Source organism: Streptomyces sp. NPDC001530, assembly GCF_042894545.1.
Classification (GTDB): domain Bacteria; phylum Actinomycetota; class Actinomycetes; order Streptomycetales; family Streptomycetaceae; genus Streptomyces.
The window spans coordinates 151,870-166,558 of the sequence record NZ_JBIAVS010000023.1; the positions used below are offsets into that span (position 1 = coordinate 151,870).

The 14,689-nt window shown below is 69.6% G+C and carries 10 protein-coding genes and 1 pseudogene; 7 read left to right on the forward strand and 4 right to left on the reverse strand.

All coding sequences use genetic code 11. The annotated features are described in order from the left end of the window. Positions 1 to 14: 14 nt before the first annotated feature. A pseudogene (locus ACFY0T_RS38930) lies at positions 15 to 1,430 on the reverse strand (mobilization protein); the annotation flags it as partial. On the opposite strand from ACFY0T_RS38930, the gene ACFY0T_RS38935 reads away from it, so the two are divergent. The 6 genes from ACFY0T_RS38935 to ACFY0T_RS38960 all read left to right on the forward strand — a co-directional run bounded on the left by ACFY0T_RS38935 (position 1,326) and on the right by ACFY0T_RS38960 (position 7,299). Next, entirely contained in the window at positions 1,326 to 2,027 is a 702-nt protein-coding gene (locus ACFY0T_RS38935) for a tyrosine-type recombinase/integrase (protein WP_388882051.1), read from the forward strand. The pseudogene ACFY0T_RS38930 and the gene ACFY0T_RS38935 overlap by 105 nt on opposite strands. 259 nt (positions 2,028 to 2,286) lie before the next feature. Then, complete coding sequence (locus tag ACFY0T_RS38940) at positions 2,287 to 3,192, forward strand: SMI1/KNR4 family protein (protein ID WP_388882054.1); 906 nt, start codon at positions 2,287 to 2,289, stop codon at positions 3,190 to 3,192. A gap of 719 nt (positions 3,193 to 3,911) precedes the next feature. Next, positions 3,912 to 4,718 (forward strand): hypothetical protein, encoded by an 807-nt coding sequence (locus tag ACFY0T_RS38945; RefSeq protein WP_388882057.1) that lies wholly within the window; start codon positions 3,912 to 3,914, stop codon positions 4,716 to 4,718. Positions 4,719 to 5,409: 691 nt separating this feature from the next. Then, positions 5,410 to 6,033 (forward strand): DUF6230 family protein, encoded by a 624-nt coding sequence (locus ACFY0T_RS38950; RefSeq protein WP_388882060.1) that lies wholly within the window; start codon positions 5,410 to 5,412, stop codon positions 6,031 to 6,033. A 77-nt stretch (positions 6,034 to 6,110) separates the two neighbouring features. After that, a complete protein-coding gene (locus tag ACFY0T_RS38955) occupies positions 6,111 to 6,593 on the forward strand; it encodes a DUF6114 domain-containing protein (protein WP_388882063.1) in 483 nt (160 codons plus the stop codon). Continuing rightward, complete coding sequence (locus tag ACFY0T_RS38960) at positions 6,583 to 7,299, forward strand: hypothetical protein (RefSeq protein WP_388882065.1); 717 nt, start codon at positions 6,583 to 6,585, stop codon at positions 7,297 to 7,299. The genes ACFY0T_RS38955 and ACFY0T_RS38960 overlap by 11 nt, the downstream gene beginning before the upstream one ends. Before the next feature lie 309 nt (positions 7,300 to 7,608). Here ACFY0T_RS38960 and ACFY0T_RS38965 read toward each other — a convergent pair whose 3' ends face one another. The 3 genes from ACFY0T_RS38965 to ACFY0T_RS38975 all read right to left on the reverse strand — a co-directional run bounded on the left by ACFY0T_RS38965 (position 7,609) and on the right by ACFY0T_RS38975 (position 12,428). After that, positions 7,609 to 10,074, reverse strand: a complete 2,466-nt coding sequence (locus ACFY0T_RS38965) for a GH92 family glycosyl hydrolase (protein ID WP_388882068.1) — start codon at positions 10,072 to 10,074, stop codon at positions 7,609 to 7,611. A 187-nt stretch (positions 10,075 to 10,261) separates the two neighbouring features. After that, positions 10,262 to 11,395, reverse strand: coding sequence for a S1 family peptidase (locus ACFY0T_RS38970; RefSeq protein WP_388882212.1), 1,134 nt, complete (start codon positions 11,393 to 11,395; stop codon positions 10,262 to 10,264). A gap of 154 nt (positions 11,396 to 11,549) precedes the next feature. After that, on the reverse strand, positions 11,550 to 12,428 hold the full coding sequence (locus tag ACFY0T_RS38975) for an alpha/beta fold hydrolase (protein ID WP_388882071.1): 879 nt from the start codon (positions 12,426 to 12,428) through the stop codon (positions 11,550 to 11,552). Between the two features lie 153 nt (positions 12,429 to 12,581). On the opposite strand from ACFY0T_RS38975, the gene ACFY0T_RS38980 reads away from it, so the two are divergent. Continuing rightward, entirely contained in the window at positions 12,582 to 14,567 is a 1,986-nt protein-coding gene (locus ACFY0T_RS38980; protein ID WP_388882074.1) for a BTAD domain-containing putative transcriptional regulator, read from the forward strand. Positions 14,568 to 14,689 lie beyond the last annotated feature (122 nt).

A 14,689-nucleotide genomic window follows, 5' to 3' on the forward strand; every position in this document is an offset into this window, starting at 1 on the left:
TCTGCGTGTGGTGGTCAGCGTCGCCGTGTGCTCGATGGCTGCGGGGTTGGGACGGCAGCCGCCGCGTGGACCGGTGCGTTGGAGAGCCGTGTTGCGCTGCGGGCCTGTGCTGCGCGGGCCCGCGCGCTCGGTGCTGACCTTGCGCTGAGTCGCTGTACGCGCCAGGTCAGTACCCGCGCGGGGTGGCGGGCGTCGTCCAGCCCACGATGGTCTACGGCCTGCTGGAGGAGTTGCTCCGGGTTGTGGCCTGCGGCCTCGGCTTCGGCGAGGACAGCGGTGAGGGAACCAAACGCGGGGCTTCGATGATCTGCTCCAGGTGATCGGGCACGGCCTGGCGTAGGTGGAGCATGTGCCGGTCCACGGTCTCCTGGGGAGGTCGGCGGCTGGCGAGGGCAGTCAGGGGCGTGGCTGCTGCGTGGTCCTACGCGGACTGGAGGTGGAGCAGGGTTTGGTGGGCGGCGGCGACTTGCTGGTCATGGTGGCGGACCTGGTGCCAGCGGGCGGCGGCGATGACGACGAGGATCGCGGCGTCGAGGAGCATCGCCAGGGCGGCACCGTCCTTGGGAGCGGGCTCGCGAAGCATGGCCCGTACGGTGCCGCGTAGTGCTCGGCCGTGGTGACGCTCGGCACGGATGCGAGAGCGAGTGGCGCGTTCGAACACCGACGCTGCTTCTTGAAGTTGGAAACGAAGAGATCGGGGTGCGAGGAGGGGGAGGGCGTCGAGGGCTTCGCCGAAGGCGGCGAGGTGGGCCTGGGAGGCTTGGTCGTCGGTCTGGTCCAGGTGGTGGGGGATGCGTTCCGTGGACGCGGTGGCCTGGTGCCAGGGGTTGGGCCTGCGTCGGCCCGGCTGGTCAGCCGGCTGCGGGTCGATGCTCTCCAGGCGCCTACGGATTTTGGGGAAGAACAGGTCGGGAGCGAGTTCGGAACCGGAGAACCAGACAGGCTTCTGGCCGGTGGTGGTGGTGTCTTCGGTGGCGACCTTGTACCCGCGGACGTCTCCCGAGGGGAAGTGCACGCACGCCGTCGATGTGGCTGAGCAAGTGGACGAACTCCTCCATGCTGGAGGCGGCGGCTACGGCGGTGCGGACGGTAGTACGCAGGCGTTCTCTGGCTGGCTTGTCGTGACCGGAACGGCGGGCCTTCTCCTGTTCGGCGCGGGTGGGCCGTTTGGCGGCGGTGCGGTCGCCGCGGATGACTTGGAAGAGGCCGTATTCCTTCTCGATGATGGCGAGTTCGCGGTCGGCGGTGAGGTAGTCGTTCCAGTGGCGTGCGGTGCGCAGGTCGGCGCGGACCTTGGTGGCGGCGATGTGGATGTGGTCCGGTGCGTGGCGGACGGCGACCCACCGGCAGCCGTCCGGGTCGCCTTCCGGTGCGATGCCGGTCGCCGCGACCACGCGGCGGGCGATGTCGGCCCACTCCTCATCGCTTACGAGGACGACCCCAAGACTGACGCCGGCGCGCGGACCATCGCACTGGACTCCGACACGGTCCGGGCCCTGCGACGGCACCACGCCCAGCAAGACAAGGACCGTAAGGAGTGGGAGAGCGCCTGGGTGGAGACCGGCCGGGTCTTCACCAAGGAAAACGGCGAGATGCTCCACCCCGCCAACGTCACACCCCGCTTCATCGAGCTGTACGAGGGGATCGGCCTCCCGCCGGTCCGGTTCCACGACCTCCGCCACGGTGCCGCGACCCTCGCCCACGCGGCCGGGGCCGACCTGAAGGACATCCAGGAGATGCTCGGCCACTCCTCGATCACCATCACGGCCGACACGTACACGAGCCTGCTCCCCGAAGCGGACCTGGCGATCGCCGAGGCCGCAGCCCGGCTCGTCCCGCGCGCCCGCGCCACCTCCGAAAACACCGCCCCCGAAGCGGAGGCCGAGCCCGACGACGCGGAGTATCCCGGCCCGGAGTCCGTGCCGGATGATGCTGATCCGTTGGGAGATATTTCGGAGATCAACTCTCCGTCCGCTCACGCACCGCTCACGCAAACGGCCCCGGACGAGCAGTCCGAGGCCGAATAGAGTGCCTCCCTGGTGGAGAAACCCCAGGTCAGCGGCGTAATGCGTTGTGCCCCCGGCAGGATTCGAACCTGCGACACCCGCTTTAGGAGTTCCATCCGCAGTGCGGCCCGGCCCTGCTCGGCGGGCTCTGGCGAGCCTTCTCGACTTTGAGGAAGGACGTTTGTGTCCGGCGCCCTTGTCCTCGTTGATGTCAGTCGTGGATGTCAGCTGGGTCGCGGTCCCGGGTCGTTGTCTGTGGCATGTGTTTCACTCTCTGGCCATGGACGAACAGGAACTGCTCGCGGCTGTTACCTCCTTGCTCCGGCCGGGCGGGCAGGAGTTGGTGTGCAGCCAGTCTGGGCACCCGGCGGGGCACGTGTGCATGACGGCTTCCGGCGCAATCAACCTATCCACTCTCCTCAAGGAGTTCAGCCGTTGGTACGGGCGGCCGCGCAACCTCGCCATGGGCGGCTACGTCGATCCGACGGTGACCGAGCGGACCGGGCTGCCGCTCCTTGCTCCCTTCGCTGGGGAACTGGTCGAGATGCGCGGGTGGGCGTCCGGCAGTCGGTGGATCGGCTGCGGTGCGGTCCGTGCCGGTGACGGCGAACAGCTGGTGGTGCTCGTGGCGGAGCGGGCTGCACCGTCGCCAGATGCACTGCCGGAGGGAACTTCCTGGGTGGACTCTCTTCTCCGTGTCACAGGTTGGGACGCGCGGGACGCCGCGCAGCCCTGGGCGGAGATCGAAGCGGCGCTGGGGACCGAACTGCCCAGTGACTACAAGCAGTTGTGCCAGGCGTTCGGTGTCGGCGAGTTCTCGCAGGTGGTGTCGGTGCTGTGCTCTGATGAGACCCGCGTGGCGGATCTGCTGAGGATGTGGCGCGTTCTGCTGGAGGGCGACGACCCCTCGGACGGGCCGTTCGCGCCCTACCCGATCCATGTGCCCGGGACGACGGGAGGGCTGATCCCCTGGGGAACCTCGCGTGCGGCCGACATGTTCTTCTGGCAGGTCACGGACGGCGCGGTGGACGCATGGCCGGTCCTCGCCAAGATGGAGGACGCCGAGGACTGGGACCGTTACGAGATGACCGCCACGGAGTTCCTCTACCGGATCCTCACCGATCCCAGATTCTGGCCCTATTCCGTGGCCGACTCCGTGCCCGAGCCGTTCTTCGAGCCTGTCTGAACGGCCGGTGAGCGGACAGGAGGGTCTTGCCGTGACGGACAGGTGGGGGCGTCGAACTACGACGACAACTGGCGGCTGTCGGTCGGCAACACCACCACTGGCAGCGCGCGGGCCCTGCTGAGGTTTCCTCCGACCGGCGTGCCGGCAGGCACCAGCTGGACTCGGCCGACCAGTTCATGGCGTCCCCTCGCCGCGCACTGTACAGAGCGGTCGGCGTAGCGACTTTGGCCGGGAGTTCCAATGACCCAGTCAAGCGCCGCCGCGCTTGGATCCTGGAGCACCAGTTTGGAAGACGCCGTATGCAGACTGCGGCTGACCTGCCAAGTTTCTGACCTGGTCCGGAGAGCGACTGTCGCCGCCGTCCCCGTGAGTCTCCGGAAGATCCCGCCGGACCGGGCATGGAACGGGCACGCCAGCCACAACCCCCTCCGCGGGGCTCAGTAGCCGAAGAAGTGACCAGCGGTCGCGTTGGCGTCGGGCATTGCAATCCTCTCGTGTGCTGACCTGAGATCGAACCGTCGACGCTTGTCAGCATTGGTCTACGTTGAGCACCCTTTCACGGCCCACAGACGGCCCTGAGCGCCGCGGTTATGTTGCGAGTTCCGTGCGGCAAGATCTAGGGGGTGTGATGAGGCGGCCGTTGCTGTATGGGGTTGTCGGTGGCACGTACTAACGTGCCCGCAGCGTCCCGTCGATCTTTGTACGCTTGAGGAGCCACGATGCCCGGAGACACACCCGAGCCGCCCGCGAAGGATCTGCGCACCCTGATACCGGAGTACGCGAGCCTTGCCCGGGAAACCACCCTCCTCAACCCGGAGCCCGGCGACCCTGACGTGCGGGAGAGCTCGCTGGGAGGCGAGCTGCTGTGGCCCGCGGACGAGCCGTGGCCGTACTGCGCGCAGGAAGACCACTGGACGTACGGGTCCGACTGGCGCAACCGCACCGAGATTGTCCCGGGCGCGGTGCCGATGGTGCCGATCCTCCAGCTGTTCGCCCGGGATGTGCCGGGGTTGGAGTTCCCGGAGGGGAAGGATCTGCTACAGCTGGTGTGGTGCGCGCTGATACATGAGCAGGATCCCGGGCCGGTTATGCCGCAGCTGTACTGGCGCAACGAGGCGGAGGTCGTGGCTGGCGGGCTGCTGTCCGAGATCCCCGGGGTGAGCGAGGGGGAGTACGACGAGGACCACATGCCGGAACCGTCCACGTTGTCCCCGAATACCGCGGAGGACTGTCCGAGGTGGCTTGATCTACCCAAGGACATGTGGGAGACCTGGGAACCTCGTCTCCGGTTGCCGACGGGCGGCTCCATGTGGCCACCCGACTCCAACATCATCGGGACGAAGGTCGGCGGCTGGCCCGCCTGGACGCAGCCTGCCGACTGGCCGAACTGCGAGAGCGGACACCGCATGGAACACCTTCTGACCATCACCGGCGACATACAGTTGGGCGACTGCGGCGGCGTCTACTTCTTCCATTGCCGCCAGTGCCCCGGCCTCCCGTGGGACTGGCGCTTCGACTGCCACTGACAGCTGAGGTCGGTGGAGTCTTAATGGCCGAGTCAAGGCTCTGCTGACTGTCGGTGCTGTCAGGCTTCGGTGTCGTCGACCGCGGCGAGCCAGTGATGAGTTTTGCCGGCGTCGATCCCAACCCAGAGGTGGGTCAACTGCTCGGCCATGTACGTCCGTGACCGACCGCACGATGTGGCACGGCGGCGGCACGCTGCACAACTTGCGCTGGCCAGGCTGCCCACCGTCCTGGCGCACGTCACCGGTGTCCGCCGTCCCTACCGCCGTAGACCTGGCCAGGCAACCGGTACTTGCCGAAAGACGCAGGCCCGCTGGACCTCGTGGGTCTACTCGCCAGTTCCTTCCCCCTCCCCGCTGCTGACCTGATGACTCAGGAGCGAGGTGGGACCCGACGTATCACCGTCCCAGCGAGGGATTGCGACCCCGCAGTGCGGGGTCGAAGCGGCACGGCATCCGCCGCAGAAACCTGACGTGCGTCCAATCGGTGATTGTCGGCAGATCGCAGACATCGACCGTGTCACTGCACCGCGTGTCATCCGGATGCCGCAACGGAAACTGCATCACCCATCTGGCCGACCTGACATGCCGTCGGCTGCCGCACCGGGAAGCCTAGGATCCGCCACTAGAGAGAGGGACGTCGCCTACCCCTGTCTGCCATCGGCGGGCCCACCTCATGACCGGAGGAGACGGGATGCTGCACCGCGCCAGCAGGACCTCTTGGAAGCGCTTTGCCGCCGTTCTCGTCCCGAGTGTCATGGCCGCCGCGGCCCTCGGTATCGGCATGGGGCAAGGAGCACTGGCCGCGTCGTTCTTGATCTCCGGCCAGAAGTTCCAGGTGGCCCTGGACACTCTGGACGTCCGTGGTCTGAGCCTTTACGGCACAGTGGACGTGACGAGGAAGGGCACCCTCGTGCCGGTCGTGGTCACCGGGGCCAGCCGTGCGGAGATCAGCGGACTGTGCCAGTCCGTGGTGGTCCCGATCCCGGTCCTGGGCTCGTACACGCTGAGGATCACCGGCGGCGAACGGAGCCGGGTCGAGGCGAAGAACTTGTTCCTCGACGCGACATCCTTGTCGAGCGAACAGGCGAATTTCGACGACCTCGACATCGGTGTGGCGACGGGAGCGGTCAGCAAGGGCCCGATCAGTCCGGGGGACAGGAGCTCCCGGTTCTTCGATCCCAACGGCTTTGCTCAGCAGGCGGATTCGGCCTCCCTGAGCGACGTGCGCTTCACCACGGTCGCAGTCTCGGCCGCCACGTTCAACGTTCCGGACCTCGATGTGCGGCTCAAGCAAGGCCACCACGAGTGCTTCTGACCTATCGGCACGGAGCACGCACCTTTCGCGCCCGCTCGCCGCACACTCCCGCCCGCCGCACATCATGGAAAGCCCACGTGTCCTTCGAACTGTTCGACAGATGCCGGAACTTGCGTGTCGCTGCCGCCGACGCCCGACGGGGATTCAGGACCTGGCGGGACGAACGTCCCTTCTGGGCCGGACTGTTCACCTTCGCGGCAGGCTTGCCCATCATCTACTTTCCGTACGCGCACTTGAACTTCGGCGCCATCCCACTGGCACTGTCGACCTCCGCCGGCGCGGGGTCGCTGATCATCGGGGTTCTACTCTTGGCCCTGGGCATCTCCCTCTGGGTCCACCAGCAGGTGCGCGTGTTCGCAGGGATCACGGTCATTCTGCTTGCCCTCGTCTCGTTTCCCGTCGCCAATCTCGGGGGCCTCTTCATCGGGATGATGTCCGGCCTGATCGGCGGATCCCTCGCCTGCGCCTGGGTTCCTCCGACGGTCGTCGCCGAGTCGCAGCCCGCAGCGAACCGTGCATCAACGACCATCCCCGCGGGTGAGGACCACGGTGGCAAGTGACGACCTGACCGGTTGTGCGGCAAGCGGGCCGGAGTCCGAGCCCTGCCATCTGCGCAGTGTGGCGAAGAGCCGCTTGGCCGGCCAGCTGCTGCGGCCCCTCGCCTGCGCGCTGGCAGTGGCCGCCCTGTCCTTGGTCCTACAGCTCGCCACACCAGCGGTCTCGAAGGCGTTGCTCGCGCCTGGCGGCATCCGCACCTCCAAGGCACCAGCAGGTGCCGGCACGCCGGTCGACCAGCTGCCTGCCCGCCCGGCGAACGTCCCCTGGGTGCTGCGCGCCGACAGACTCGTGCTCCACGGCAGTGCCTTCCGCGGCGTGGTCACCGTCCGGACCGCGGCCGGGTCCGAGCGGGTGCTGAAGTTCACCGCACGGTCGATGGACTTCGGCGACCTCGACCTGACGGCGGGCCGCGGCCGCGCGGCGATGCGTCTGCGGGCCAAGCCCGCGACCACATCCACGGTCAAGGGCAAGGACGTGGTGACGCTGTACACCCAGAAGCTGTCCGGCACGCTCGTCGGACTGGGCGGCGCTCCGCTCCCGGCGGACCGCAGCGTCACCGTCACACCCGACGCGCTGCCCCCGTGGCTCTCCCACCCCGCTGTTCCCACCCGCACAGTCACCTTCGAGAACGTGACCGTTTCACAGGTCGCCCAGTTCAGCGGCGACCTGTCCATCACCGGGCCGGCCCTCAGCGCCGCGGCTGGGTGACCAGCGTAAATCCGCTGCCTGCGGAATATGGAAGCATGGCGGGACGAAGCTCAGCACGTACGACAAGTACGAGGCACACGTCCGGCGCTACCTGATGCTGATCCTCGGTGCCAAGCGGCTCGAATCCCTCGGTGTCGCGGATGTACGCGGCCACGGGCCTGTCCATTCACCCACGGGCGTTCGTTGACATCCCCGACGCTCTGACTGATTGTCATGTGCCTTACAGCACAACCGCGTCGTGCGCGCGAAACGCCCTGGCTCCCCTCGCGGGACGCGGAAGGAACCAGGGCATTGCCCAAACGTGCCGCGTCAGTCGGGCAGGTCGGAGGGCGAGGTCGCCCAGCTGGTGTTCGGCTGGGACGTGAGGCGGTAGGTGAGCGTGCCGCCGTTCCGGAGCAGGCCCGGGTCGGTCCAAGAGCGGTCGTGTGGACGGCCGTTGAGCTGGACGGCGCCCACGTACGGGTGGTCGGCGTCGGCGTCGGGTGCGTCGATGACGATGTCGGCGCGGCCGGGTCGGTCGACGACGGCGTGCGGGAACAGCGGGGTGCCGAGCAGCATCGAGGCGCTGCCCGGGCTCTGCGGATACAGGCCGAGCGCGGAGAAGACGTACCAGGCGGACATCGTGCCGAGGTCGTCGTTGCCGGGCAGGCCGGCGGGTCCGGTGCCGTAGACGGTGTTGAGGATTTGGCGGACGGTTGCCTGTGTCTTCCAGGGCTGGCCGAGCGCGTTGTAGAGCCAAGGGGCGTGGATGCCCGGCTCGTTGGTCGGGTCGTAGCGCAGCGCGTCGCCGCCCTTGACGGACCAGGAGCCGTCGGGCTTGTGGAAGAAGCCGTCGAGCCGCTGCGCCGCCCTCTCGCGGCCGCCCATCGCCTCGGCCAGGCCCTGGACGTCTTGCGGGACCATCCACGTGTACGTCGCACTCGTCCCCTGGGCGAAACCGCGCTCGCTGCCGGGGCTGAAGGGGGAGAGCCAGGAGCCGTCGAGGTCGCGGGCCTGGATGTAGCCGGTGGTGCCCGCGCCGTCGGTGGCCTGGGGGTTGAAGACGTTGCGCCACCAGCCGCCGCGCTCGGTGAACTCGGCGGCCTGCTCGTCACGGCCCAGGAGCTTCGCCCAGCGGCCGAGTGCCGCATCCGCGACCGAGTCCTCGAGGGTCTCTGCGGCACCGCCCCAGCAGTGGCACACGTCCTGCGCGGCGTAATGCGAGGTCAAGTACTGTGCCAGATTGGGCCGTTGACCGGTGCACTGACCGGGACAGCCGGCGTCCGACAGTCCGTCCGGGTTCGGTACGGTGGCCTGGCGGGCCAGGGAATCGAAGGCGCCCCGGTAGTCGAAGGTGCGGACGCCCATCGCGTAGAAGGTCGCCAGGGTGGCGGCCGAGGGGTCGCCGGTCATGACATGCGTCGCCCCGTTGATGTGCACCCAGCGGTCCCAGACGCCGCCGTTCTGCTGCGCGAAGTTGTACAGGGACTGGGCGAAGTCTCCTGCGATACGGGGCTTCAGCAGGGCGAGCAGCTGCACCTGGGCCCGGTACTGGTCCCAGCCCGAGAAGTTGCTGTACTGCGCCCCCTGCCCGCGTGCCAGGCGATGCGGCTCGCCGTCCATCCCTGGGTAGCGGCCGTCGGTGTCGCTGACCAGGTTGGGCTGCATCAGCGCGTGGTAGAGCGCCGTGTAGAACGTGGTGCGCTGCGCGTCCGTACCGCCGTCGATGCGGACGGAGCGCAGTTCGCGGTCCCAGGCGACGGTGGCGGCCGCGGCGACGTCGTCGACACTCGAGTCCGGGGCGATCTCGTGACGCAGGTTGGCCTCCGCGCCGGCGAGGCTCACGTAGGAGATGCCGAGCCGCATGCGGACATCGTTGTCAGACCGTGTGTCGAAGCCGACCCAGCCGCCGGAGCCGCGTCCCGCGCGGTCCGCGCCGGTGGCGTATCCCTCACCGCCCCCGCCCGAGGCGGAGCCGGGGGAGAGGGTGCTGTCCTGCCACGTACCCGTGGTGGAGAAGGCGCGGTCGAAGGAGGCGCTGAAGTAGAGCCGGTAGTAGCTCTTGCGGTTGTTGGTCCCGCCGTTGGCGCGACGTCCGCAGAACGCACCGGTCAGCACCCATCCGGTCACTTTGCGGTGGGCCCGGTCGATCTCGATGTGCGCGTCCTCGCTGCCGTTGAGGGAGTTGGAGACACGGAAGAGCAGGCTGGCGGGCTTGTCCGCCGGGAAGGTGAAGTCGGCGACGCCCGCGCGCCGGGTCACGGCGAGATCGGCGCGGGCACCGGAGTCGAGCCCGACGGTGTAGCGGCCCGGCACGGCCCGCTCGTCGTCGTGCGAGAAGCCGGCGGCGTACACGGCGTCCTTGGTGTCGGCCGAGGGCGACGACGTGACGTCTCCGACGAACGGCATGATCGGTACGTCGCCCGCGGCTCCCGGGTTGCAGCCGGCGCCGTTGACATGGGTGAGGCTCAGACCGCGCATCCGGCGCACGTTGTACTCGTAGCCGTTCGCGGCGCCGGTGCTGGTCTGGTCGCCGGTGGTGCTGGTCGGGGACCAGGCGATCATGCCGTACGGGAGGGTGGCACCGGGGTAGGTGTTGCCCCCGTTCGTCGTGCCGATGAGGGGATCGACGTACGCGGTGGGGTCGGCCACCGCACCGGACGGGTCGGCAGCGGACGCGCCGGGGGCGGGCAGTGCTGCGAGGAGTGCGGTGGTGAGCGTGAGAGCGGCGGCTCTCACGCTCAACCGTCGTACGACGGCCGTGGATCTGAGGACCATGTCGACCATATCGACCATGTCGCGGAACCTTCCGTAGGAACGGACAGTCGTGCCCGGAAGCGGCCGGACGATACGTCTGCGTCCGGCCGCCAAGGCGCCGCCGAGCGTAGGCCGTTGGTGCACGACACGAACCGACGTTGACGCCAGCTTCGGTGAACGGCCGGTGAATCCGCGGCCCTTGCGTGTCGTGCACCTGGGTGGAGGGTCAGGCCGTGTGCAGCGTCAGTCCGTACCGGTTGAGGATTTCGTTGACGGGCTGATACCACGTCTCGCCGCCGGAGCTGCAGTTGCCCCAGCCGCCTGAGGTGACGCCCTGTGCCTGATCGCCGCTGATGAAGGAACCGCCGGAGTCACCCGGCTCGGCGCAGACGCTCGTCTTCGTCATCTGGTGGACGGCGCCCTGGCTGTAGTTGACCGTCTCGTTCTTGGCCAGGACGGCGCCGCAGTGCCAGTGCGAGGTGGAACCGGAGCGACAGATGGACGCACCGATCGGGGCTTCGGCGGAGCCACGGACGAGCTGGTCGGAGACGGTGCCCCAGCCGAGCACCACCGGTACGGTCCACCAGCCGCTGCCGACGTTCACCCAGGCGTAGTCGTTGTCCGGGAACGACGACCCCTGGAAGTTGCCGATGTACGAGTGGTCCCAGCCGTACACCGCGGCACTGGGCCGGCCGCAGTGCCCGGCGGTGACGAAGCCGCCGTACACCGAGAAGCCGATGGAGCAGCGGACGTTGCCGGTGTAGTACGGGTCGCCGCCCACGGTCCCGGCGGCGAAGGTCCGCGGTGCGTGGGTGGTCTGCCGCACCGTGACGGGGCCCGCCTTGCGCGCTCGTGCCAGGAAGGTCTGGACATCGTTGTCAGGCCGGTGCGCGGTGACAATGTTCACGACGACCTTGTTGGCCTTGGGGTCGACGTACCAACTGCTCACGCCGGCGGGCGCGGACAGCGCGTCGATGCGCGCCTTCGCCGCGTCGAGCCGCTTCGCGCTGTGCTTGACGAGGCGTACGGTCGCACCGGTCGCGCGTATGGCATCGACGTTCGCGCCACGGGTGACCGCGACGGTCAGCTTGCCGCTGCCCGCGTCGAACCAGGAGCCGCTGTACGACGACCCGGCCGCCCGCTTCGCTTTCCCTTCCACGGCCGTTGCGGTCTTCTCGGCGGCCAGGCGTGCCTCGGCCTGACTCCTGGTCAGGCCCAGATCGTGCTGCATCGCGGTGAGGAGCTGGGTGGAGGCCGGTGCTTCGGTGGAGCGTGCGCGCGTGTCCGCGGCGGAGGCCGGCAGGGCGCTCGCGGTTGCCCAGGTGCCGACCAGGAGGAGTGCGGACAGTGCGGTGCGCATGACTGTTGTGCGTCTCAAGGGAGTGCCCCTTCGTTGTTCCAGCAGGGTGGGGGTGGAACAGCAGAACTTTGAGAGCGCTCTCACTCCATGCGCGGCAGAGCTTAGCCGGTGATCATGAGCAGGTCCATGCCAATCCCGCGGCAGGCCGGTGAGTTCAGCGCGCCAGGAGCTTCCGGAGTTCCGCGATGACCCGCTCGGGGGCTTCCTCGGCCATGAAGTGACCGCAGTTGACGGTGGTGTGAGCCAACTCCGGTGCCCAGGCGGACCAGAGGGCCTGGGCGTCGAAGCCGAGGGCGGCGCCCCAGTCCTGCTGGAGCACGGTCACCGGCATGTCCAGGAGGTTGCCCGCGTCCCTGTCGGCCTGGTCGTGCTCGACGTCGATGCCGGCGGAGGCGCGGTAGTCGGCCACGATCGACGGCACCGCCTCTCGGCAGGCGTCCAGGTAAGCGGCGCGGATGTGGGCGGGAATGGCTGTGGGGTGGTGTGCCCACAGGTCGAGGAAATGGCCGAAGAAGACGTCCGGGGCGGCCGCGATCAGCTGCTCGGGCAGGCCCGGCGGCTGGGCCATCAGGTAGAGGTGGAACCCGATGGCGGCGCTCGTGCCGCGCATCACCTCCCACATGTCCAGGGTCGGGAGGACGTCCAGGCAGGCCAGGTGGGTGATGGCGGCGGGGTGGTCGAGTCCGGTGCGGAAGGCGACCAGGGCACCGCGGTCGTGCCCGGCCAGCGCGAACCGCTCGTGGCCGAGTGCGCGGGCCAGGGCGACGATGTCGGCGGCCATGGTGCGCTTGGCATACGTGGCCCGGTCGGTGTCGGCGGGCTTGTCGCTGGCTCCGTAGCCGCGCAGGTCGGGGCAGATCACGGTGTGGTCCGCCGCGAGGTCGGCGGCGACGTGCCGCCACATCAGGTGGGTCTGCGGGAATCCGTGCAGGAGCACGATCGGGCTGCCCGAGCCGCCGACGGCGGTGTGGAGGGCGACGCCGTCGGCGACCTGGATGCGCTGGTGGTCGAAGCCGGGAATGGTCGGTGTCATGGTGTGCTGCTTTCGTCGGGGCGGTAGGCGCCTGCCGGTGGGCGGACACGAGTGAGCCTCCCGCGGGCGAATCAGCATCCGATCAGCACGTACTGTGGCGGGCGAGGCGGGCGAGGCGGGCGAGGCGGGCGCGGCGGGCGCGGGGAGGTGAGGATGGGACCGATCATCTTCGGTGTGCTCGGGCCGGTGGTGGCCTGGGACGGCGCCGGTGACGCTCTGGCGTTGAAGGGCCCGCGGCACCGCGCGGTGCTGGCCCGGCTCATCACGGCGCGTCGACGCGTGGTCCCGGTCGCCGTTCTCGTGGAGGACCTGTGGGACGAGCCCGGGGCGGGCGCCGTGGGGGCCGTACAGACCTTTGTCGCCGCACTGCGCCGGGTCCTGGAGCCGGACCGGCCGGTCCGGGCCCCGGCCCGTCTGCTGGTGACGGAAGGCCCCGGGTACGCGCTGCGGGCGGTGCCGGACACGGTGGACGCCTGGCGGTTCGAGGCGGCCGTCGTGGCCGCCGCGAAGCTGTCGCCCGCGCAGGCACTGGAACAGCTCAAGGGGGCAGTGGAGTTGTGGCGCGGCCCGGCCTACGCCGAGTTCACCCACGAGGACTGGGCCCGCGGCGAGCGTTCCCGCCTGGCCGAGCTGCGGCTGCGGGCGGTGGAACAACAGGCCTGGGCCCGGCTGGACTTGGGGCTGGCGGCCGAGGCCGTGCCCGACCTCGATGCCCACCTGGCCGAGCATCCCTGGCGTGAGGATGCCTGGCGGCTGTTGGCCCTTGCGCTCTACCGCACGGGCCGCCAGGCGGACGCGCTCGCCGTGCTGCGCCGAGCCCGGAGCATGCTGGCCGAGCAGCTGGGCGTGGACCCCGGGCCCGAGCTGCGCCGTCTGGAGACGGACATCCTCACCCAGGATCCACGCCTCGGCCTCCCGGCCGAACCGTCGACCGCGGCGGCCCGGCTCTGGACGCGGGTGGCCACGGATTACGACCGTACGGTCGCGGCGGGCGCCCGGGCCCGGCTGGAGTCGACGATCGAACTGGTCCGCAACCTCGCGGTGACCGGAGGCGGCGGGCTGCGGGCGGCGCAGGAGCACCGCCTGGCGGCCATCACCGCGGCTGAGGAGTTCGGTGACCCGGACCTGACCGCCCGGGTGATCGGTGCCTACGACGTTCCCGCGATCTGGACCCGCAACGACGACCCCGAGCAGGCGCGGCACATCGTCGCGGCCGCCGAGCGCACCCTGGCCGCACTGCCGGGCGGCGGCTCGCACGAGGCGGTGCGCTGCCGCTTGCTGGCCACGGTCGCACTGGAGATGCGCGGCACCCGCTCCCCGCGCGGTCCGGGGGCCGCACGCGAGGCGGAGAAGATCGCCCGCCGCCTGGACGATCCCACGCTGCTGGCGTTCGCCCTCAACGGGACGTTCATGCAGTCCTGCACCCGGGCCGGTCTCGCGGCGCGGCGGGACGCGATCGGCGCGGAGCTGGTCGAGCTGGCCGCCCGGCACGGTCTGGCGAACTGCGAGGTGCTCGGCCACCTGATCCGGATGCAGGCGCGCAGCGCGCTCGGCGACTTTCCGGCGGCGGACGAGCACGCCGCCGCAGCGGATCGTCTGGCCGAGCGCCACGAGCGGCCGCTGGTGAGTGTCTTCACCCAGTGGTACGGCGCGCTGCGGCTGGCCGCCTCCGGGCGGAGCCCACGGGCCGAGGCCGCATACGAGACTGCTGCGGCACGGCTGCCGGGCGCCGGCATGCCCGGTGTCGAGCACGGTCTGCTGCCTCTCACCCGGCTGTGCCTGCGCCTGGCCGACGGAACAACGTCCGCACGGGAGGCAGCCGAGCACGTCGACCCGGACGCGGACTGGGGCCCCTACCGCCCTTGGGCCGAGCCCTACGTCCTGTTGCGCACCGGCAGGCGCACCGACGCTCTGGACATGCTGCGCGCCGTGCCGGAGCCGCCCGCGGACCTTCTCTACGAGGCGCTGTGCTGTGTGCAAGCCGCAGTCGCGCTGGAACTCGGCGACCGGGCGGTGCTGGATCGGCTGCATATCCGCCTGTCCCCGGCTGCCGGTGAACTCGCAGGTGCGGGCAGCGGCTTGATCAGCCTCGGCTCTGTGAACCGGTGGCTCGCCGCCATCACCGAGGCCCTCGGCTGACGTTGGGACAACGCTGCTCTGCGCGGCACAAAGGGATGCCTACCCAGTAGCTCACGCAGCTGTGTAGCGGACTTCGACCAGGCGGTACGTGAGACCGGTGACGATGGGGTCCAGGTATTCCC